The sequence below is a fragment of the bacterium genome (genome assembly GCA_031082185.1).
GTDB lineage: Bacteria > Sysuimicrobiota > Sysuimicrobiia > Sysuimicrobiales > Humicultoraceae > VGFA01.
Genome location: JAVHLI010000009.1, coordinates 46,083 through 67,248, shown reverse-complemented (window position 1 = coordinate 67,248; position 21,166 = coordinate 46,083). Strand labels below are relative to the sequence as shown.

The 21,166-nt window shown below is 68.0% G+C and carries 18 protein-coding genes; 6 read left to right on the top strand and 12 right to left on the bottom strand.

The genetic code is table 11. From position 1 onward, the window contains the following. Nucleotides 1-3 precede the first annotated feature (3 nt). Nucleotides 4-495 (bottom strand): dTDP-4-dehydrorhamnose 3,5-epimerase family protein, encoded by a 492-nt coding sequence (locus tag RDU83_09575; protein ID MDQ7841261.1) that lies wholly within the window; start codon nucleotides 493-495, stop codon nucleotides 4-6. Continuing rightward, nucleotides 453-1,697 carry a glycosyltransferase family 4 protein gene (locus tag RDU83_09570; GenBank protein MDQ7841260.1) on the bottom strand — a complete coding sequence of 415 codons (1,245 nt, stop codon included), beginning with the start codon at nucleotides 1,695-1,697 and terminating at the stop codon, nucleotides 453-455. The genes RDU83_09575 and RDU83_09570 overlap by 43 nt, the downstream gene beginning before the upstream one ends. Before the next feature lie 131 nt (nucleotides 1,698-1,828). Here RDU83_09570 and RDU83_09565 point away from each other — a divergent pair, with 131 nt between their 5' ends. From RDU83_09565 to RDU83_09555, 3 genes are read left to right on the top strand one after another with little or no spacing between them, the layout of a single operon-like run. Then, complete coding sequence (locus RDU83_09565; GenBank protein MDQ7841259.1) at nucleotides 1,829-2,773, top strand: glycosyltransferase; 945 nt, start codon at nucleotides 1,829-1,831, stop codon at nucleotides 2,771-2,773. Next, nucleotides 2,770-3,798 (top strand): polysaccharide pyruvyl transferase family protein, encoded by a 1,029-nt coding sequence (locus tag RDU83_09560; protein ID MDQ7841258.1) that lies wholly within the window; start codon nucleotides 2,770-2,772, stop codon nucleotides 3,796-3,798. The genes RDU83_09565 and RDU83_09560 overlap by 4 nt, the downstream gene beginning before the upstream one ends. Before the next feature lie 20 nt (nucleotides 3,799-3,818). Further along, entirely contained in the window at nucleotides 3,819-4,967 is a 1,149-nt protein-coding gene (locus RDU83_09555; GenBank protein MDQ7841257.1) for a hypothetical protein, read from the top strand. A gap of 18 nt (nucleotides 4,968-4,985) precedes the next feature. On the opposite strand, the gene RDU83_09550 is transcribed toward RDU83_09555, so the two are convergent. The 8 genes from RDU83_09550 to RDU83_09515 all read right to left on the bottom strand — a co-directional run bounded on the left by RDU83_09550 (nucleotide 4,986) and on the right by RDU83_09515 (nucleotide 16,527). After that, a complete protein-coding gene (locus RDU83_09550) occupies nucleotides 4,986-8,849 on the bottom strand; it encodes a glycosyltransferase (protein ID MDQ7841256.1) in 3,864 nt (1,287 codons plus the stop codon). After that, nucleotides 8,846-10,780 (bottom strand): alkaline phosphatase family protein, encoded by a 1,935-nt coding sequence (locus RDU83_09545; protein ID MDQ7841255.1) that lies wholly within the window; start codon nucleotides 10,778-10,780, stop codon nucleotides 8,846-8,848. Before RDU83_09545 ends, RDU83_09550 begins: the two co-directional genes overlap by 4 nt. Before the next feature lie 70 nt (nucleotides 10,781-10,850). Further along, nucleotides 10,851-11,006, bottom strand: a complete 156-nt coding sequence (locus RDU83_09540; GenBank protein MDQ7841254.1) for a hypothetical protein — start codon at nucleotides 11,004-11,006, stop codon at nucleotides 10,851-10,853. Then, on the bottom strand, nucleotides 11,003-12,979 hold the full coding sequence (locus tag RDU83_09535; GenBank protein ID MDQ7841253.1) for an alkaline phosphatase family protein: 1,977 nt from the start codon (nucleotides 12,977-12,979) through the stop codon (nucleotides 11,003-11,005). Before RDU83_09535 ends, RDU83_09540 begins: the two co-directional genes overlap by 4 nt. A gap of 7 nt (nucleotides 12,980-12,986) precedes the next feature. After that, nucleotides 12,987-14,165, bottom strand: a complete 1,179-nt coding sequence (locus tag RDU83_09530; protein MDQ7841252.1) for a hypothetical protein — start codon at nucleotides 14,163-14,165, stop codon at nucleotides 12,987-12,989. Nucleotides 14,166-14,211: 46 nt separating this feature from the next. After that, entirely contained in the window at nucleotides 14,212-15,240 is a 1,029-nt protein-coding gene (locus RDU83_09525; protein ID MDQ7841251.1) for a hypothetical protein, read from the bottom strand. After that, on the bottom strand, nucleotides 15,227-16,222 hold the full coding sequence (locus tag RDU83_09520; GenBank protein ID MDQ7841250.1) for a hypothetical protein: 996 nt from the start codon (nucleotides 16,220-16,222) through the stop codon (nucleotides 15,227-15,229). Before RDU83_09520 ends, RDU83_09525 begins: the two co-directional genes overlap by 14 nt. Nucleotides 16,223-16,260: 38 nt before the next feature. Further along, the gene (locus RDU83_09515) at nucleotides 16,261-16,527 is read right to left on the bottom strand and encodes a hypothetical protein (protein MDQ7841249.1); all 267 of its coding nucleotides are present in this window, start codon (nucleotides 16,525-16,527) and stop codon (nucleotides 16,261-16,263) included. A gap of 399 nt (nucleotides 16,528-16,926) precedes the next feature. Here RDU83_09515 and RDU83_09510 point away from each other — a divergent pair, with 399 nt between their 5' ends. The 3 genes from RDU83_09510 to RDU83_09500 are packed head-to-tail and all read left to right on the top strand — an operon-like array spanning nucleotide 16,927 to nucleotide 19,285. Next, nucleotides 16,927-17,334 carry a hypothetical protein gene (locus RDU83_09510; protein ID MDQ7841248.1) on the top strand — a complete coding sequence of 136 codons (408 nt, stop codon included), beginning with the start codon at nucleotides 16,927-16,929 and terminating at the stop codon, nucleotides 17,332-17,334. Continuing rightward, entirely contained in the window at nucleotides 17,331-17,888 is a 558-nt protein-coding gene (locus RDU83_09505; GenBank protein MDQ7841247.1) for a prepilin-type N-terminal cleavage/methylation domain-containing protein, read from the top strand. The genes RDU83_09510 and RDU83_09505 overlap by 4 nt, the downstream gene beginning before the upstream one ends. Then, nucleotides 17,885-19,285 carry a hypothetical protein gene (locus tag RDU83_09500; GenBank protein MDQ7841246.1) on the top strand — a complete coding sequence of 467 codons (1,401 nt, stop codon included), beginning with the start codon at nucleotides 17,885-17,887 and terminating at the stop codon, nucleotides 19,283-19,285. The genes RDU83_09505 and RDU83_09500 overlap by 4 nt, the downstream gene beginning before the upstream one ends. 13 nt (nucleotides 19,286-19,298) lie before the next feature. On the opposite strand, the gene RDU83_09495 is transcribed toward RDU83_09500, so the two are convergent. Further along, complete coding sequence (locus tag RDU83_09495) at nucleotides 19,299-20,363, bottom strand: glucose-1-phosphate thymidylyltransferase (protein ID MDQ7841245.1); 1,065 nt, start codon at nucleotides 20,361-20,363, stop codon at nucleotides 19,299-19,301. Further along, nucleotides 20,360-21,166 carry an ABC transporter ATP-binding protein gene (locus RDU83_09490; protein ID MDQ7841244.1) on the bottom strand — a complete coding sequence of 269 codons (807 nt, stop codon included), beginning with the start codon at nucleotides 21,164-21,166 and terminating at the stop codon, nucleotides 20,360-20,362. Before RDU83_09490 ends, RDU83_09495 begins: the two co-directional genes overlap by 4 nt.

The window sequence follows — 21,166 nt, the reverse complement described above, 5'->3', positions numbered from 1 at the left end:
GGCCTACTTGTGGACCGGCCGCAGCCAATCGTAGGGCCGGCCGCTGCGGGGGTCCACGATCGCGGGATCGTTCCAGGGCCGGCGCTCCTCGTCCGGCCGCTGGTAGTCGTACAGGCGGGTCGTGAAGTACATCGTCAGCGACGGCTCTACGCCGAGCGCCATAGTGCCGTGCCAGTAGTGCCCCGGGATGCGCACCACCTGGGGAACATCGCCGCTGGCCGCCACCTCGGTGAGATCGCCACAGGTGGCCGAGGCGGCGTCATCGTCGTAGGCGCAGATGCGCATCGCTCCCCGCAGCACGAGGAAGTAGTCCACCTGCCCCCGCAGGTGCCGGTGCCAGGCCCGGATCATCCCCGGGTAGCTCAGGGACAGGTTGGCCTGCACGATGGTATCGTCGCTCAGCAGGTCCTGCCAGTCTGCCCGCAGCGCCTCCATGAAGAACCCGCGGTCATCTACGAGCTTCTTGAGGGTCCGGATGTGGATCCCGGGCAGCATGATGCGCTCCTTCCTTCCATGGCTTCCACATCGAGACGGTCGGCGGCCCCGCCTTCAGGCGCGAGGGTCGCGCGAACCATCAGCCGGGCCGTTGCTTCCCACGTGCATCCCAGGACTCGGGCCTGGCCGGCGCGTCCGATCCGCCGCGCTGCCTCGGGGTCGCTGGCGAGCAAGACCACCGCCGCGGCAATGGCCGCCGCACTGCCCGGCTCCACCAGCACCGCTTCGATCCCAGGCGTGAAAAGGTCGCGGATGTTGGGGAGTGCCGGCGCAATGATGGGACGCCCCATCGCCGCGTACTCCGAGAGCTTCATCGGTGCACCGGTGGCAAGCGTCGAGGGCAGGACCGCGATGTCGCACTCAGCCATCGTCGCAACCGCGCGATCATGGGAGAGCGGACCCCGCCACTCCACGAGGTGCGCGACCCCCAGGCGTTCGGCCTGGTCCTTCAGGTGCGCCTCTTCCCGGCCGGTACCTGCGATCACCAGCCGATATGCCGTCGTCCCGTTCATCGCCACCAGGCGGGCCAGCGCGTCGAGCAGCAAGTCCACCCGGTGCCAGTCCGAGAGGCTCCCGACGAAGCCCAACACGCACACCGGCCCGCGCGCCAGCGGGGGCGAAGCGCGCACGGCCTCCAGGCCAAGTCGGAGGTGGCGATCGAAGACGCCGTTACGGCGCACCAGGAGTTTGCCGGGCGGTATTCCCACCTCGCGGTAGTAGTGCCGGACCGGCCTCGAGGGCGTCACGACGAGCGTCGCATGCCGGCCCAGCAGAGCCATGGCCCGCTCGTGCAGCCACCGCCAGTACGACTCCGAGCGATACCGGCGCTCGACCGGGACATGCGCGTCCAGGTGCGCCACGAGCGGCACCCGCAGCAGCCACGCCAACGCCACGCCCACCAGATCGTAGGTGGTCGCCCTGTGCACGATGAGATCCGCCCCATGACGCCGGGCCGCGCGCCACGCCTGCCAGACCGTGACGCCGCTGAGGACGATCTCGATGCCGTCACGGATCCACCAGGGGAGGCGGCGCACGATCCCTCGCAGCCTGGCCGTTGCGGTGCCGGTGCTGTATGGTCTGATGACGTTCGCACCGGCGAGGGTCACGGCGTGGCCCTCCAGCCGGAAGCCCTCGGCCAGCGCCAGCCACTGGACGGCATCGCCACCGCGACCGATGGTTACGTACGTGAGAAGGATTCTCATCTGAGAGGGTTGATCTCCCTCGTGCTGTCGCCCGGTAGTTCTGTGCGCCATGCCGGGTCACCTCTCCATGGACGGCGAAAGATCGCCTGCGGGAGGGACCCACGGTAGCAGAGGCCGAATGAGTATCCGGCATGGTCTCGGTAATTGTCTGCACCCGCAACCGCGCCCCCAGCCTGGGGCGCGCCCTCCAGAGCCTCGCGGCCATGGAGATTGCCCCTGGCGTGGCCTGGGAGTTGATCGTGGTGGATAACGGGTCGAAGGACGCCACGCGCGAGGTCGTCGAGGAGTTCGCCTGGGCAACGGGCCTGAACGTCAGATATGCTTTCGAGGCCGCGCAGGGCATCTCCCATGCCAGGAATCGAGGATTGCGAGAAGCGCGGGGAGAGATCATAGCTTTCACGGACGACGACGTGCAGGTGGACCGCTCCTGGCTGCGGGAGATCCTGGCCGAGTTCACTACCGATCCGGACCTGGCACTGCTGGCCGGGCGGACCCTGATGCTCTCCCCGGAGAAGCCTGAACTGAGCACGCGGAAGTCGCTGTCCAGGACGTATCACGCGTTTCCCTGTCATCCCCGTCAGATAGGAACAGGCAACAACATGGCTCTGCGCGCCTCGCTTCCCGCTCGGGTCGGGACGTTCGACGTGGCCCTCGGAGCGGGGAGCTTGGCAGGATCCGGGGAGGACACGGACTTCAACTACCGCGCGGTCAGGTCGGGCCAGAAGGTGCTCTACAGTCCCCTGCCCCTCGTGTATCACGATCACAACCGGGCCTCGCCGGATGCCCACCGCCGGTCGAGATTGAACTACATGCGCGGGTGGGGGGCGTTCCTCTGCAAACAGGCGCTGCGAGGAGATCGGTGGATCGCCCGTCTCCTTCTGTCCGAGATGAAAAGGCTCATCGTCGTGGTCTTCAACAATCCGCAGGAGAGGAAGCTGACGCTCCTGCGCCTGGGGTCCATGCTGCAAGGGGTACTGCTAAGGGTCGGCATCGAGATTCAGCAGAGGCTGGCGACGCTCCGCAACGGCCGGCGTGGGCCTCGGGCCGGCGTCAGAGGAGGCCACGGCGGGCAATGAGCAGCGTCTCACCAGTGGCTTCGCTGTGTCGCCGGATTGACGAGGTCCTCCGGCCGCTGATCCCTGACGGCGCCGCGTGCGCGCTAGTCGAGTTTCCGGACTACGGCAACGTGGGCGACAGCGCGATCTGGCTGGGGGAGAGAAGGTGGCTGCGCCGGTCGGGCATCCGCACCGCCTACGGATGCACCATCGAGACCTATGACCGGGAGTTGCTGGCTGCCCGGGTTGCGGACGGAGTCATCCTCCTGCAAGGAGGGGGGAATCTCGGGGATCTATGGCCGCACCACCAGCGGTTCCGCGAGAGGGTGATCGCGGACTTCCCCGACCGCAGGATCGTCCAGTTGCCGCAGACGATCACCTTCCAGGATTCGGAGAACCTCCGGCGCGCCCGGGCTGTCTTCGACGCCCATCCCAACCTCGTGCTCCTGGTGCGGGACAGGCGGAGCCTCGATCTGGCGCGGAGCGAGTTCCGGGCCACGAGCCTGCTCTGCCCTGACATGGCGCTCGTCCTGGGCAACCTCAGACGACCCGCGCAACCAGAGGTGGACGTGCTGCTGCTGGCACGAAGCGACAAGGAGACTCGAGGGGCGTTGCCCGGAATCGAGGAGCCGGGGGTAGAACGGCTGGACTGGCGGTGCGATCAGGCCTCGAGGCTGGTGGCTGCGGCGCGCCTCACTACGCGGCAGACAGCCCGCAGGGGGCGTTCGGTTGGACCGGCGTGGGCACTCCAGGCCTGGCTGTTCGATCTCATCGCGGGGCATCGGCTCGAGCGGGGGTGCAGGACGCTCTCCAGGGGCAGGGTCGTGATCACAGACCGGCTGCACGGACACATCCTCTGCCTGCTGTTGGGCATTCCGCACGTGCTCCTGGACACCCGCTTCGGGAAGCTCAAGGCATTCCATGAGACCTGGACGCAGGGCTGCGCGTTGACGCACTGGGCCAACTCGCCCGAGGAAGCGCTCGCGAAGGCGAGAACTCTGGCCTCTGGGCCAGTCGGCGGCTGGGCGCCGGCTCCGCGGCGCTGAGGGGTGATCACGAGGTGCTGGTGACGCGCATCGAGTTAGCAGACGCCGGGGACGAGGTGGAGCTCCGGGCGCTGGTCCAGAGCAGCATGCTGGAGCAGCCGTTCCTTCTCTGGTACCGCTTCCCGGCCGCGCTCAAACCGTTCCTTGATCCGGAGAACGGCGACCCGTTCCTGGCGGCGCTGCTGGCCCCGGCTATGAGAGCCGGAGAGCCGCTGACAATACACGCCGCGGTTTCGCCCAGACTCCTTCGCGCCGCGCGTGAGATTCAGACGATCTACCACTTCTGGGACGGCCGGCTGTCCCCTGTCCCGGTTGAGGCCCCTCTCCGCACCGAGTTGACGCCACCGAGAGCCGGACCGCCGCGCGCCGGGCTGTTCTTCACGCTGGGCGTGGACTCATGGTACACGCTGCTCAAACACGAGGATGAAGGAGCCCGCACCGGACCGGCAGTCAATGATCTGATCATCGTGCGCGGTTTCGACATCCCCCTTCGCGGGCCGAAGGCTGAGTTGATCGGCGAGGTCTTCCCACGAACCGCAGCGACGGCAAGGGCGTTCCGCAAGAGACTCGTCCCTGTTGCGACCAACATCCGCGACCTCAGCGACGGCCGGCTGGCGTGGGGCAGAATTTACCATGGAGCGGCAATGGCCAGCATCGGCCTCGCCCTGGAGGGTCTCCTTGACCCCATCTACTTCGCCGGAGACCAGACCTACGCGCGCATCTACCCGTGGGGGTCACACGCTCTCCTCGATCCGCTCTGGTCCACGGAACGGCTGAGGTTCCGCCACGACGGGGCCGAGGCTACGCGGATCGAGAAGCTCCGACTCATCGGGCGCTGGCCGGCCGCGCTGGACCAACTGCGCGTGTGCTGGGAGAACCCCGACGGTGCCTACAACTGCGGCCAGTGCGAGAAGTGCGTCAGGACCCTGATCTGCCTGCAGGCGGCGGGGTTACTCGGGCGTTGCCCGACGCTGCCGGCATCCCTGGATCTTTCTCTGCTCCGCCGCCTCCGGCTGGAGACACACAGGGTACAGACAAGATACATCGAGATCGTGAACCGCCTGGGGAACTCAGATCTGGACCGGACGATCAAGGAGATCCTCGAGGAACGGATCCGCGAGGGCATGGCGGCAGCGGCCCTGAAGGGTATTCCCCGGCGGTGGTGGTAGTCCCAAGCTGAACCTGGATCACCGCTGCCAGCGATAGCGGTGAGGAGCCCAGCGCACCCCCCATTTTTGCTCGAACTTCGCCCGGTTGGTCTCGAACATGCGCAGGTACTCCTGCTCGCTGAACCGCCGCATCGTCGCGCTGTGGAAGTGGTGCACGAACGCGCCGTCGGTACACACCAACCGGTACCCGGCCTGCCGCACCCGGCGAGAGTAGTCGTCGTCCTCGAACATCCCAATCCCAAACCGCTCGTCCAGCAGGCCCACCTGGTCTAGCACGCGGCGCGGGATCACCACGCAGAAGAACCCCAGCATGGCAGGCTCCAGCACCTCCCCGACGTGCTCGCGGACATACCGCTCGGCGAACGCCTCCATCTCGTCCGCGTTGGTGTAGTCCACGACGATCCTGGCCTCGTTGCCCGCTAGGTTGGTGGCCGGCCCGATCATGCCGGCATCCGGGTGCGCCTCCAGGTACCGGATCATTGCGGTCAGCCATCCGCGGGTGACCATTGTGTCGTTGTTGAGCAGCACCAGGTAGTCTCCGGTCCCGGCCGCGATGCCCTGGTTGTTGGCCCGCGCGAACCCCTCGTTCCGTTCGTTGAAGATGCAGCGCACGTTGTCGTGCCGGCCCTCCAGGTCCCGCAGATAGGCCGACGTCTCGTCGGACGAGGCGTTATCCACGATGATGATCTCGTAGTTGGGCCACGAAGTGTTGCGAAGGATCGCGCCGAGGCACAACCGGGTCAGGTGCAGGTTGTTGTGGGTGGGAATGATGATACTCGCCCTGGGATGGAGCCGGCGGATCGCTTCCTGCAGTTGCAGGTAACGCGCGCCCCAGGTGTGCTGCCCGGCGAACCGCATCCGACGCCCGATGGCATCAGGCGAATCCGTGGCCAGCGCCCGCTCGATTTGATCGGCGAACTCCGGCGCCGTCCCGGCGAAAGAAACCAGGCCTTCCGCCTCGTATTCTTCAAGTTCCGGCAGCGGCGTGACGATGACGGGCTTCCCCGCGCTCAGATACTCGTAGAACTTCACAGGGTTCGTCGCCTCGGTGAGGGGGAGCCGTTTGAACGGGATGAGGCATGCGTCAAACGAGTGTAGGAAGGCCGGGAGTTTGGCGTAGGGCTGCTCCCCGGGGAGGTGGACGTTGTGCAGCCCCTCCAGCGGCCGCAGGTCCGCGGTGAAGGTGCTGCCGACCAGCACGAACGTCCACTGGGGCCGAAGGCGGGCCAGGTCGCCCACGAGCGCAGTGTCGAACCAGTCGGCGATCGCGCCATAGTAACCGATCACAGGCCGGCGCAGGTTCTGGAGCCAGGCCGGGGCTTCACCGACAAGGACGCTGAAGTGCACGAAGTCTGCCGCGTTCGGCACGAGGAGGCACCTCGCGTTGTGCGCCCGCTGCTCCTCGTAGAGCGCCCGCGAGGTCGCCACCACGAGATCGCTCTCCCGGACCAGGGTCACCTCATCGGCGAGCATGGACGTGTCGTTGGTCGAGAAGCCACCGTGACGGTCCATGCAGTCGTAGATCATCTTCCATCCGAAACGCTCCCGCAGGCGCGTGGCCAACGGGCCCCAGAACGGGAGATCAACGAGGCTGACCGCATCCGCGATCCCCTGCTCCTCCCGGAGCCGCTCGAAGGCCGCGACGAAGCCTTCGAGGACCCCCCCCTTCAGGCGGTCGCGGTAGACGCTCAGCGTGGATGGCCCGCGCAGGCGCAGCTCATAAACATCGGGCCGGAGGGAGGTAATGCGCGGGCCTTGTTCCGCTCGTCCGTCCGGGGCGTCGTCGAACGTGATGCTCACATAGAAGACCCGGTGCCCGTCGGCGGCGAACTGACACGCGAGCTGCTGGGGGCGCTGGAACCGGAACTGCCAGTCGATCACCGCGAAGACGATCAGATCGTACCCGGCCCGCCTCGGAAGCGGGGCGCCCACCACAAGCGGCGGTCCAGCATGGGTGGGAACCGGCGGAGCCGGAGTCGGGGGGGCGGCCGCCGCGGCTGACCCGCTCCCGATGGGCAAGACCACCGGCGTCCCCCAGGCATCCTGCGGCTGCCTCAGGACCGCCCGCTTGACCCACCGCTTGACCGACGTTGGGAGCAGGGTGCGCCCCCAGTGCCAGACCTGGTTCTGGATCCTGGCAGCCACGTACCTCGGGTGCGTCGCCAGCCTCCAGGAGACGGCCAGCAGATGCCCGAGCCGGTACCACCTTGACCGCAGCACCTGCTGCAGCGAAGCCTCGGCGCGCTCCCAGGCGGCGTGGGCGGCCCCCTTCGCGGCCTGCAGCGCGGTCCGCTCTGCCGCCCAGGATTCCTCCCGTCCGCGCCATGCGGCCTCCCGGGCCGCCTGATCCTCAAGACGCGCCTGCGCGTCGCGTAGCACCCCGACGAGCTGGTCGGTCCGCTTGGCAAGCTCCTCCCGGTAGAACACCGCGTCACGCCAGAGCGCCTCCCGCATCAGGCCGAGCAGGGCGCCGGACGGGCCTTCCTGGCCCTGTTCGATCGCGGCCATACCCTGTTCCGGGCCGATGCCCGCGAGCATCCGCGACCCCGTGACGACGAGGACGCGCGCGAGCATCTGTAGGTCCCGCGTCGGGATCCCTGTGCGTTGCACAAGCGCTTGCAGCACACCGGACCCGAATGTCGCCTTCGTCTCCTCGGCTGTGTGGTCAGCCAGGTACAGCAGGCATTCCATTAACCTGGTGCCCGCCGCGGGGTCTCCGACTGGCAGCGCCATGCCGAGATCGCGCAGCCGCCGCCCAAAGAGCGACGTTTCACCCGCGGCCAGTCCGAACTCATCGAGCAGGCGGACGGTCGGCGTGAAGTCCACGTCCGCCCCGAGCATCATCTGCACGAAGACCTCGCGGGGCAGGTCGAGGAGCGCGGCGATCTCCTCGTCGGTACGGACCCGGCGCGCCTGGACCGCGGCCCGCTTCTCGATCAGGCGCGGGAGGTGTCTGATCATGTCCATCACGGCCGCGATCCCGGCCAGCGATCCTGGCGGCACCGCCTGCGACTCAATCCGCGTGGACGGGTCGTTGCCCGGACGGTATTTCGCGGGATCCAGGCGCAGGTACAGTCCGGTCCGCTCGACCAGCCACAACAGGAGCAGCGGAAGCAGTCGGGCCAGCCGTTCGTCTCCGGTGTTCTTGATCACGGTGAACAGGGCGTTCCGCTCATTGAGGAAGTACAACTGCGCCGGGTCACCGCGCGAGGATCCGCCCAGCCTGTGGTACACGACGGCATCGGGAACATACTCTACGCGGTACCCCAGGAGCCAGAGGCGCCATCCCAGGTCAACATCCTCGTGGTACATGAAGAAGTCCGCGTCGAACCCACCCGCGTCTAGGAAGACATCGCGCCGGACCGCCATAGCGCCGCCAGAGGGGAACAGCAGCGCACCCGGTCGCGCATAGTCCTCCGGCCGGCGGTGCCGGCGGGCCTCCCGCGAGGCATACGGCATGCCCAGGAGGGTGGCGTACACCGGGAAGTCGAGGTGCGCGCCTTCCCAGTCGAGCATCTTCGAGGCAGTGGCGGCGATGTCCGAATCGCCTCCTGCCAGGGGCGCCACCAGCGCGTGCAGCCAGCCGGGGGTGACCCTGGTGTCTGTGTTCAGGAAGACCAGGAACTCGCCCCGGGCCTCGGTGGCACCCCGGTTGTTCCCCTCGGCGAAGCCGAGGTTGGCACCCAGCTCCACAACGCGCACATCTGGGTGGTGCTGGCGCACCCATTCTACTGACCCATCGGTGGACCCGTTGTCCACGACCAGGATCTCCAGGCGATCGCGCGGGTAGTCGAGGCCAACCAGCGAGCCCAGGCAGTCGGGCAGGTGTTCGCGGCCGTTGAAGTTGAGGATGACGACGCTGGCGGAGGGCGCGGCCGTCATTCGATGTATCCCAGCCGCCGGAGGCGTTCCTCGACCTTCAGGCGGTCCTCGTTGCTGTATGCGTCGTTGACCTCTGGGGCGGCGGCCTGCGGAACGGCCGCCGATGGCGCGGCGTCCGGGGCCTGAGCGGCGGACAGCATCCCGGGCGGGATCCGGCCGTCGAGATCATCCAGCGCCTGCACGCCGAGCAGGGTCAGGACGAGCGGGCATATGTCCACGATGTCCAGGGACAGCGCCTGCCCGCGGGCGATGCCGTTCCCCCTGGCGACGAAGATCCCCTCGGGGCGGTGCTTTCCCGACATGCGGCCGGACGCGTCCTGGACGACCGGCCCGTCCAGCGCATGGATGCGGGTGGGGGTATCGTGACCTGCCCCGGATACATCGTCCTCGTAGATGATCAGCAGATCCCCGCCGTCCTCTCCGTAGGGACCGCGGTAGACCTCTTCCCATCGGTGGACAGCCCTCACCACTGGCCGTCCGTCTGGCCCCCGCAGTTTGAGAAGCCCCTCGGCGATCTCCTGCCGCAGCCACTCGTACTCTCCACCTGGCTCGACAATCCCCTGCGGTTCGCGGCCCCTCACGTTGAGCCGGATGCGCTGCGACTGGGGCGCCTCGCTGGCATCCAGCACGTAGGCCCGCGTGCGCGACCAATCCTGGACCTCATCGAGCGTCAGCGACTCCAGCGTCACTCGGCCCGACGGGTTGCCGTTGTGGGTCGTCAGACAAACCAGGAGGTCCATTGAGTCGCCGCGCGGCTGGTGCAGGGTTGTGACCTCCGTGGCGTCCTCAGCCAGCCTGGCACCGCCGATGATGGGGTTCTCGCGGCAGGCCAGATCGTCGAGTTCGAGCAAAACACCTGGAGTCGCATCTCTCACGCGCGCCGTGACCCTGTACCGGCGCATGGGATCGAGTCCCGGAATCCTGAAGAGCGCGCCTGCATGGGTTTCGGGGTCATCAACCTCGATGATGATCCCTGCGGCACCGTGCTGCCGCACGCGCCCGGCGCCGACCGTGGCAAACCCCGGAGCGTGGTCGGGCGGCGCGAAGGCGAAACGACAGCTCCCTGCAGCCAGGTGCCCTTGCCCGTATAGCCACCTGCCCAGCATAGCGGTCCGGCACAGCGGGCCGGAGCCGTGATCTGAGGCGACAAGGAATGCCGTATCGGAATCCAACCGGCCGAGCAGGTCGCCGACCGCGCCGTCCAGACGTCGGTAGTAGTCGCGCACCAACGGCCCCAGGCGGGCGGCCTCGGCGGGGTCGTGCCGGGGATGTGCGGGATCGAGCACCCACCAGAAATTGTGGCTGATCCGGTCGGGCGGCATCAGGACCATCATGAAGAACTCCCAAGGGAACTCGCGCAGCAGGAACCGGGTCAGAGCGAACCGATGGTTGGTCAGTCGCCGGGCCTGCTCCAGCATGCCCTCGGGGTTCTTGCGGTAGTAGATGTCCAGGGGATACGTCCCGAACTCGCGCAGGATCACCTCGCGCAGCGGCCGGGGATGGACGAAGTCCGCGCTGACGTCGGGGGTGCCCAGACCAGCGATCATCACCCCGTTGATCGGATCCGGCGGATACGTGAACGGTACATCTACGACAATCGAGCGCAGCCCTGCCGCGTCCAGCAGGTTCCAGAGCGCCGGCCGGCGCCGGTCGCGGGAGGTGACGACCGTGGGCGCGTACCGGTCGGGCTGGGACTTGACGAACCCGAAGATCCCGTGCTTGCCGGGGTGCACGCCCGTGACCATCGAGGTCCAGGCCACGGGCGTGACCGGCGGCAAAGTGGAGCGCAGCACGCCGGCTGCGCCGCCGGCCATGAGTCCGGCCAGGGTTGGAAGATACCCTTCCTCTACCCAGGGCCGCAACAGTGTCCAGGTGGCGCCGTCGAGGCCCAACAAGAAGACACGACGGCGGCCGGCGGGTTCGGTGATCACATCGCTCCCCGAGGATCTCCGGAGTACCGGAGGATTGGGGATAGTACTTCTCGGCGCACCCCGCCGCCACCTAGCATCCCATCGGGCGGTGCGATGGCGAGAACGCAGAGAACTCTCGATGCCACATCCTGGAGCGGAGCACGGGCAGTTCGTCCCGACAGCGGTCGAAGACCAGGTCCGGCTCCGCCGCGTCGAGGCCGATCACCAGCACTTGCCGGCGGCTCACTCGATGTAGCCCAACTTCCTCAAACGCTCCTCTACCTTTCGGCGGTCGTCGTCGGTGTAGGGTTCGCCGCCTTCGGGCGTCTGCTGCGGGACCGCCACGGGACTGGGCGCGCCGCCGCTCGCCGGAGCTTCAACAGAATCTCCGGCACCGCCCGCCACCATGATCTCCGCAAGCACGCGACCGTCGGTATCGGGAGGAACCGGGACATCTAGCAGGTGCAGGACCGTGGGACAGACGTCCACGATGCGCGCGTCGGCGGGCCGGGCCGGACCGATCCCCGCCCCCCATGCGACGAAGATACCATCCGGCCGGTGGTTGCCCGAGTTGCCCTTCGCCACCCGCACGCTCACCGGTCCGTCGAACGAGTACCCGGCCAGTTCAGGCGTAGGACCGGCTCCGCCGACCCCTTCTGCGAAAACGGCCACCAGATCAGGGCCTTCGTGGGCATGGGGCCCGCGGTACAGTTCGTCACGGGTATAGACCCGGCTGACCAGCGGTCGGCCGTCGTCGTCACGTAACGCCAGCACGCCGTCGGCTATGCGCGCGCACACCCGATCATAATCCCCACCCGGCTCCACGTTGCCGTTAGGCTCGCGGCTTCGGACGTTGAGACGGATGCGGCGGCCTTCGGTGGCGTCGCCGGTATCCAGGACGTAGGCCAGCGTCCGCGACCAGTCCTCGCGCTGGGCCAGCGTGAGCGCACTCAGGGTGACGCGCCCGGTTGGGTTCCCGCCGTAGGTCGTCATGCCGACGAAGAGGTCGAGGTCCGGGGTCCGGGGCTGGAACACCGTGGAAACCTCCCCTGAGGTCCCATGCACCGGCCCGCCGCCGATGATCGGGTTCCCGGGCCGCGCCAGGTCGTCGAACTCCAACAGGATCCCCGGGGTTGCATCGGCCACGGCGGCCCTCAGCTCGTACCGGCAGTGCGGATCGAGGCCGGTGAGCCGGAATACAGCGCCGGCGAACTCGTCCGGCCGATCCACCTCGAACGTCAGACCGGCCGGGCCGGCGCCGCTGGGTCGTTCAATCACGCGGCCCGGCCCCCTGGCGACATACGGCTGCGGCCGCGCTGGCGGCGTGTACTCCCAGCACCGCCCGCCCAGCGCTACCAGGCCGGCCTGCCCCAGCCAGCGCAGCAGCGACAGACTGCGCTCCATCGGCCCGAAGCCGTGATCGGACGCCATCAGGAATGCCGTGCGGGTGTCCATCATACCGGCGAGCTCACCGATGGCCTCGTCCACCCGGCGGTAGTAGTCCAGCACCAGCGGGCCGTACCGCCGCGCCTCCTCCGGGTCGTAACGCGAATGGCCTGGGTCCAGAAAACGCCAAGCCACGTGCTGCAGCCGGTCGGTGGTCATCAGGCCTAGCATGAAGAAGTCCCAGGCGAACTCACGCAGCAGGAAGCGCGCTACCGCCATCCGGTGCTCGGTCAGGCGCCGGGCGTCCTCGACCAGGGCCTCCACATCGCCGTGATAGTAGATGTCCAGCGGGAAGGACCCAAACTCCCGCAGGATTACATCGCGCAGCCACCGCGGGTGAACGAACTCCGTTGTAACATCGGGCGTTCCCAACCCGGCCACCATGATGCCGTTGACCGGCTCCGGCGGGTAGGTGAAGGGCACATCCACGATGATGGACCGCAGGCCGGCGGCGTCCAGCAGGTTCCAGATGGCCGGCCGCCGCCGGTCGCGGGACGTGATGATCTCCAGTTCGTAGCTGTCGGGCCGGCGCTTGACGAACCCGAAGACGCCGTGCTTCCCGGGATAGACACCGGTCACCATTGAGTTCCACGCGACCGGCGTGGAGGCAGGAGTGGTGGACTCCAGAGGTCCCCAGGCGCCCTCGCGCGTCAACCGGGCCAGTGCCGGAAGGTATCCCTGCTCGGCCCAGGGGCGCAGGAGCGTCCAGGTGGCGCCGTCGAGGCCGAAGAGGAAGACGCGCCGTCTGGCGCCGCCGTCTGTGATCAGGCGCACCTGCCTCCTACGGCCATGGCACGGAAACCACGCGGGCCGAGTTCCAGATCGACAGGGCCTCGGTACCATGATAGGGGCTGTGCATGGCCCGCGGCTCGTTCGACCAGCGCCAGCTGTTCAACCCGTTGATGTAGCCGCCATTGACATGCCAGCCCATGGAGTAGCCTTCATTGAACCCCATGACCCAGCCGCCGCCGCTGCAGCCGCCGGTCATGTCGCAGCCCATGGCCACCGGCGCCGGTCCCGCACCGGACGGGTTGTACTCGGTCACCCGGCGCGATGCGGGTGCCTGACAGCTCCACATTCGGTTCCCATTGAAGGCTGTGTTGGGCCAGACGCTCTGGGTTGCCGCCGGGTAGCCGAACGAGTGGTACATCTGGTAATCGGTCAGGCTCGTGGCAAGGCCCAGGGTGCCGATGACGCTTCCCAACCGGGCACCGTCTGACACCCGGCGTCTGACCACGACGACCCCGAAATCCTGCTTCAAGTTACCGTTCGTGGCCCACTCGGTGAACGTATAGAGCGTGTAGGCCGTCCACGATCCAAATGGCGCGGCCCCATCACGGTACGCCGGCACGAAGACCACGTTCGTGGCAAATGCACCTCCGCTCCCGGCGTGCACGCAGTGCCCAGCAGTCCATACCAAACTCTGATTGCCGCCATCACCGCTGGTCACCGAGGTGGCCGAGCACACGTAGTTGGTGGTACCAAGAGTGAAGAAGAGCTTGCCGTGCGTTCGGAATGGGTAGTTCTGGTAGACGGCGAACGGTGTGACCGTGATCGGAAAGACCTGGTAGCGGTTGAAGGGATACGGGTAGCTGAAGGCATCAACCAGCGTCTCCGGGGTGCCGCCCTGCACCTTCGCCGGGGCCCGTATCGCCGGGCCCGGCGCGAAACCCGGCTCGTTACCAGGCGCGAAGACGGGCTGGCCGGTTGGAGGGGTCACGGGACCGCGCGCTCCCTTGAGAGACACCGACAGTGTCGGGAGATCCCTGGGTATGGCCGCTGCCATCCGCGCCGGTGTCCAGTAGGCCAGGACGGCCCTTGAGGTGGCCATCTGTGGGCTGGAGACCATCCAGCCGGATGGCCCCTGCGCGCTCATCCTTGGCAGAACAGGCGGTGCGGCGATCAGCAGAAGCGCAATGAGCGCCGTGACGACAAGCCTTCCGGTACACCGAGCTGTCATCATCATCCCTCCCTATGAATGGATCACTTGCCCGTACCCATGGGGCTCACAGCCGGAATTGAGCGAAGACCCGATGAACATGCCCCAGGAATCCTTTATAGATGCGCAGGCGGCGTTCCTCTATCAGGCGGTACGCCGGGGACCTAATCGCGCTCAGACCAAGAGCTCCACCCACCATCCTGCGCAGGCGCGAGAACCGCCGCCCGTAGAGCAAGTCCCTGACGCCGGCGACGGTCTCCCCGTACGGCCGGAAGACCTTCACATAATGGAAGAGCGCCACCTCGGGCCACCGAAGCACACCGGCGTGCAGCAGCGGCGGCCGGGCTTGATAGGGGAGCGGGAGCGTGACCACGTGTGCTCCCTCCCTCCTGAGAGCCTCGGTCGCCGTCGCCAGGCCGTGCTGGTCGGAATGCCGTACCCACTTTGTGCCTGCTGGCACAGGGGCGCCGTCGAGCCCCCTGGCGATGCGCTCTATGTGCTCCTTCCAGAGGCGGCCCAGGTGAAGCGACCAGGGGGCCATCACGACCCCGCTGTTGTAGTAGGGCGGCATGCGTAGACACTGCTCCAGCGCAGGTGGGCTGATCGGCCTGTGCGCGCTCAGATCCCATGTGGCGTGCCAGCAGGTCCCGGTGGGCCCTGGATACGGTACCCCCACCAATTCATAGATCCGGCGCCACAGCGGCTCTGGGAGGTGGTTGAAAGTGGCGGGGCCGACGCCGATCCCGTCGCCCACGGCCCGGGCCATCGGCGCTAGGTCCTTCAGGACAACTATGTCGGTATCGAGCAGGAGGAACCGGTCTGAGGATGGAGCGATCTCCAGACCGCGTAGCTTGTTGGCGGTTTCCGGGAACGGTGCCGGCATCGGGGGATGCACGGTGACAGAAGCGCCTGCCATTCCGGCCAGGCGGCGCACGGAGGCCGGAGGCTCGCCGACGCAGGCGAGGTGCAGCGGCCAGGACCGGCTGGCGCCGCAATGGCGCATCCACGCGCCCAGGAAGAGCAGGGCCCGCAGCTCGAACCGCGGAGCCGCCGGGCCGGAGAAATCCGGGACGGTGATGACGTCAACCGCGGACATCGCGCAGAGTCCCCTGGAGCAGTTCCTCCAGGAAGGTATAGAACTCCCCGAACGCGGCGAGGTCGCGCGCGGGGATAGGGTTCCCTGCCGCCCTTCCCGCACGCGCCCGCCGGAAGAGGGACGAGAGGTCCCGGACCGACCCGGCATAGGGTTTCAGCGCACGATGGTAGTGGAAGACCACCACGTCAGTCCAGGGCTGCACCCCTGTCCGCAGCAGCAGAGGGCGCGTGTGGAAGGCCCACGGGATCGGCACCACGGTCGCGCCTTCCTGCCTCAGCCCTTCGACGGTTGTTGCAAGCGCGTGCTCATCTCCTACCCCCGCGCGCCCCCAGCTCTCGAGCGGCTCAGGACCTGCGAAGAGAGGAGCGATCTGTTCAAGGTGCCGTCGCCACCTGGCGCCCAGCCCGAGCCTCCAAGGGACCATCACGACGCCGCTGTGGAAGTAGGGCGGCATGCGGCGGCACATCGCAGCCTGCGCCGGAGACAGGCCCCGATGGGCGGCAAGCGCCTCCTCGACGCACCAGCACGTGCCGGTCGGCCCGGGATGCGCCACCCCGGTAGCCTGGTAGATCTGCCGCCATGTGGTCTCCGGGAAGTGGTTGACCGTGGCCACGCCCACCCCGATGCCGTCTCCGACCAGGTCGGCGAGGGGCGCCAGATCCTTCAGCACGAGTGTGTCGGCGTCCAGCAGGAGGAGACGGCTGGTTCGCGGGATGACCTCGAACCCCCGCAGCTTGTTGCTGGTGCGCTTGGTGTTGATCACGAGGGGCCTGTGCACCGTCACCTCGGCCCCCACCCGGTCCGCCGTCCGGCGCACCGACTGCGGAGGCTCACCTACGCACGCCAGGTGCAGGGGCCAGGCCCGGCTGGCCCCGTGGTGCGTCATCCACGCGGCGAGGAACAGGAAGCAATGCAGTTCAAAGCGCGGGGAAGACGCCCCCTCGAAATCCGCAACTACCACGACGTCTGCGCCCCCGGTCATGGTGGCTCACCAGTGCCGGTGTCCATGCCTTCCACGTCCTAGGGGCAAGGGATGTCGGCAACAACGAAGGTCCAAGCGTAGGTGACCCGGCCGCTGCCTTGGGGAAAAGACACGACGGCGCGGCGCTGGCCGTCAGTAAGCGGTGTCTGCGGGCGATAAGTCACCATGGCGCGGCTTTGCGGGAAATCAAGTGTCCCCCCAACCTTGGCCTGCGCGGACACATCGGTGCCGTCAATGGCTAGACTTATGGCGCCGGCATCCGCCACACCCTGCCGGCGCATGGCGTCCGTCAGGCGGAAGTCCACGCCGATCTCCGGCAGCCGGCATGTCCGGCTCCCCTCAGTGGGATGGACGGACGCAATCTCGGGAGGGCGGGCTGGCGGCGGCGAAACCGTGCCAGGGCCAGCCCCCTCGCCTCCGGCCGTCCCTCCCCCCGCACACCCCCCGGCCAGGAAGGCAAGTCCAGTGAGAACAAGGCCGGCCGCGGTCAACCGGCCGGGCCAGGCCCTGTGGTCAGCCCGAGAGCGGGGAACCCGTCTCACGCTGTCATGATACCACGATCCTACTGACGCCATGCGCGCTCCCGGTCCAGTCCACGCCGGAGCCACGGCCGTGTCAGCAGCCCCACGCGAGCGCCTGCCAAGGACTCCACCCACCTGAATCAGAATACCGACCAAGTAGGTAACCTCCAGAGGGTAGTCACTTTGGACTGCAGCCGCGGTCACGACCTAGGTACGACCATCCTTGAGGTCCTCCTGGCCACCCTGCTGCTGGCCGTCGTCGCGCTCATCGTCTTCTCCTCGTTCGGCATCGGCCTGCGGGCCGCGGCCCTGGCCGGCGGGATGAGCACCGCCACCAGCCTGGCCGAAGAGACGCTGGCCACCCTGACGGCGGCGCCGTGCGGCTCGTCGTTCCGCGGCCCGATCCCGGAAGAGGCACCAGCCGACCGCCCGACCCGCTACCGCCGCGAGGTGAGCGTCCACCGCGCGCGCGGCAACAACCTGTGGGAACTTTCGGCCACCGTGACCTGGACCCAGGAGCGACGGCAGCGCAGCGTTACCCTCTCTACCCTGCGACACATCTCAGCGGCCTGCGAGTTCGTCGGGCAATGAGCCGGCATCGCCCGCGCGGGTTCGGCCCGGACCGCGGGTTCAGCCTCATGGAGATCGTCGTCGCGCTGGCGCTGGCGGCAATCGTGATGGCGCTGGTGGGCTCGCTGTTCGTGGCCAGTCTCTCGGCCTGGCGCCGGGGCAGCGACGTGCGGGAGGCCCAGGTGCAGGCCGGGCTCCTGGTGGACGTGATCGCCCGCGACATCCGCAACGCCAGCCAGGCGCCGAGCGTGACCATCCGGCCGCTCCTGACCGTCGAGGAGGGTGAGCCCATCCTCTCGGTCGCCGCGGCGCCGGATGCAGGGTCTGGGGAGCCAGGCGGCCAAGCGGTCTGGGTCCTCTACCTCCACCTGCCCGGCCGGCGCGAGGTGGTCCGCCAGACCGTCGTCCCCGGACCGGCCGGGCGCGTAACAACCCGCGACTCCCGGGTGGTGGCCACCGGGGTCGAGCGCATCGCCGTCGAGCAGTCCGGCAGCGGCGTTGTGATCGAGGTCGAGGTCCGGCGCGGGCGGGACGTAGCGCGTAGCCGGGCCACCGCCGCGCCGAGGAATCCATGAGCCGCGGCGAGGCCGGCATGGCGCTGCTCGTCGTGCTGGTCATTCTGGTGGCGGTGTCGGGGACCTCGGCCTCGTTCATCTGGTTCATGAACCAGCAGCAGACCCGGGCCGGGACGCGCATGCGCGCTGCCGCCGCCGTCGCAGTGGCCGAGGCCGGCGTACACCGGGCGCTGTCCATACTTGAGTCGGTCGCCCCGGACGGCCGCACACCCGGCCGCGCCTGGCGGCCCGCGGCCTACACCGAGACCCTCCAGGTGGGGCCGCTGGAGGGCCGTTTCACCGTGTCGCTGGCGGATGGTCCAGGCGGCGCGATCTTGATCACCAGCGCCGGTGAGGTCGCCGGGACGACGCGGCGTCTGCGGGCGCGGGTCTACCTGGCCTCGCCTGCCCTGCTGGCAGGGTTGCACGGAGCAAGCGTCGTCCGCTTTGAGCAGCCTCCGGCGGCCGCCGTGATTCTCCCTTATGGCGCCGGCATCGGGGACCGGCCATGGATCCATGTCGCCGCTGGGAGGAGCATCTGGTTCATCACCACCGACGTCTCCATCAACAATCCAGACTTGTCGTTCGACGCCGCGCCCGGCCCTGTGGACGCCCCTGAAGGTGCCGGCAGCGCCACCCGGCTGCCCCGTCCCGGACCCGTGCGGCTACTGCTGGCGCGCGGGGCCGACCTGACCCTGGGCCAGGAGCGCCAGACTGTGGATGTCCTGCAACTCCGTGTCATGGGAGTCTACATAGATGGGGTCGTGCTGCGGGCGGAGGCGCTGCCCGCCCTGCCGGCGGTGGATCGCACCTACTACCGCTCGCAGGCCGAGGCCAACACACGCAACGCCGGCCTAAACGAGGCCGCGGGCAGGTACGTGGGTGACGGGAGCCTCGAGCGCAAGCGCGACAGCCTGTACTCGGAACGCGAGTTCGAGTACCTGCAGGGCTACATCAAGACCGGACTGGCGCCATCCCGGATGGCAGGGATGATATACGTCACCGGGGGTGTGTCGCTGCTGGAAGGCGAGCGGCTGCACATCGCCGACGGCGCGCTGGTGGCCGAGAGCACCGTGCACATCAGCCAGGGAGCCGTGCTCGAGGTCACCCACTCCTCGCCCACCCGGACCCTGCCGGGCATCATCGTGCTGGGCAACGGCGCGCTGGTGGTCACACAGGACGCGCGGCTGCGGGTGCACGGACTGGTGTACGCCAACCGCCTCATTGACATCGGCCAGGGCGCGAGCGTGGACGTCGTCGGCGCGGTGCTGGGCAACGACAACGACCTGGCGTTCCGCAACACCGCCGCCACGGTGGTCATCCGGTACGACCCGGCGGTGCTGGGCACGCCAGGGTTACTCGTGGCTGATGGGGATCCGGTCGTAGCCTGGGTGGCGGCCTGGGAAGAACTGCCTTAGGCCGGCTGCGGCCTCAAAGCTCGATCTCGGAGTCCTCTCCGACGATGAGGCGGCAGGCGCCGTGGTTTCCCGCAGCCCTGCGCACGACGGCGTTCTTGCCGAGGATGCTGTCCTCCAGCCGCGGTACCCCGAGCACGCGCACGCCATCCATCAGCACCAGGTGCTCGACCATTGAGTCCTGGACCAGGCACCCAGAGCCGATGCTGGAGTAAGGACCTACGAACGACCGCTCGATCACAGTGCCCTCCCCGATCACAGCCGGACCCCGGACTGTCGAGCCGACCAGGCGGGCGCCGGCACTCAGCGAAACGCGGCCATCCACCCGGCTGTCGGGATCAATCTCGCCGCGCAGATCACGCTCGATCCACTCGTCCAGGACCACGCGGTTGGCTTCGAGCAGATCGTCCTTCTTGCCGGTGTCCAGCCACCAGCCCTGCAGAACAGTGCTGTGCACGCGCCGTCCCTGCTCCAGCAGGCGCTGGATCGCATCGGTGATCTCCAGCTCGCCCCGCCGCGACGGCTGGAGTGTCTCGATCGCCTGGTGAATGGCCGGCGAGAAGAGGTACACGCCTACGAGTGCAAGGCGGCTGGGTGGATCCGCGGGCTTCTCAACCAGGCGGAGCACGCGGCCGGCGCCGTCCACCTCGGCGACTCCGAACAGCCTCGGGTCGGCGACCTCCTTGAGCATAATCGCGGCGTCCGCGTCCTCCTCGACCAGCGAGCGCGCAAAGTCGTGGATTCCCTGTCCGATGAGGTTGTCGCCCAGGTACATCACGAACGGGTCGTCGCCCAGGAAACCGCGCGCCACCTTGATGGCGTGCGCCAGTCCCAGCGGCTGCGGCTGCACAATGAACGTGAATTGCAGCCGCCACGGATTGGCCTCCAACGCCGCCCTGATCTGCCCTCCGGTCTCCGGGGAGATGACGACGCCGACCTGCTCCAGGCCGGCGTCGCACAGGTGCGCCATCACGTAGTGCAGGACCGGCCTGTTGGCCACCGGCACAAGCTGCTTGGCCATCGTGTAGGTCAGCGGGCGCAGCCGCGTGCCCGTACCGCCGGCCAGGACGAGTGCCTTCACAGAACCTCTCCAGAGCGTGACGGCAGCTCCGGCCCCAGCATCCGCCCGTCCCCCGACGTCATAGAAGCGGTCAGTTCCTGGTAGCGGGACACGACGGCGTCAACCGGTCCCAACGCCTCCACCTTTCCGTGAACCAGCAGGCAGACCCGATCACAGAGCGAGGCGACCGTGCGCAGGTTGTGCGAGACGAACATGATGGTCAATCCCCGGGCACGGAACTCCTGCATCCGTTCCTGGCACTTGCGCTGAAACCCTTCGTCGCCGACGCTGAGCGCCTCGTCTATCAGGAGGACATCCGGGTCAAGGTGGGCGGCGATCGAGAATCCAAGGCGTGCGTGCATCCCGCTCGAGTAGTTCTTGACCGGGACGTCAATGAAGTCCTCAAGCTCGGAGAACTCCACGATCGCCGGGTAGAGCCGCTCGGTCTCGCGGCGCGAGAGGCCCAACAGAGATCCGTTGAGGTAGATGTTCTCCTGTCCGGTCAGCTCCTGGTGGAACCCGACCCCGATTTCCAGCATCGGGGAGACGCGGCCGCGAACCGTGACGCTGCCGCGGGTCGGATAGTACGTGCGGGCTATCAGCCGGAGCAGCGTGCTCTTCCCCGACCCGTTCGGCCCGATCAGGCCAAGGGTCTCCCCCGGCTGCACGCTGAGCGTCACGTCCTGCAGCGCCCAGAAGGTCTCGCGGCGCTCGCGAAGGCGGGAGTCGAAGACGCCCATGATGCGCGACTTGAGCGTCTCAGCGCGATTGTGGCGCAGCACGAAGCGCTTCCAGAGGTTGCGCACCTCGATCGCCGGAGTCAT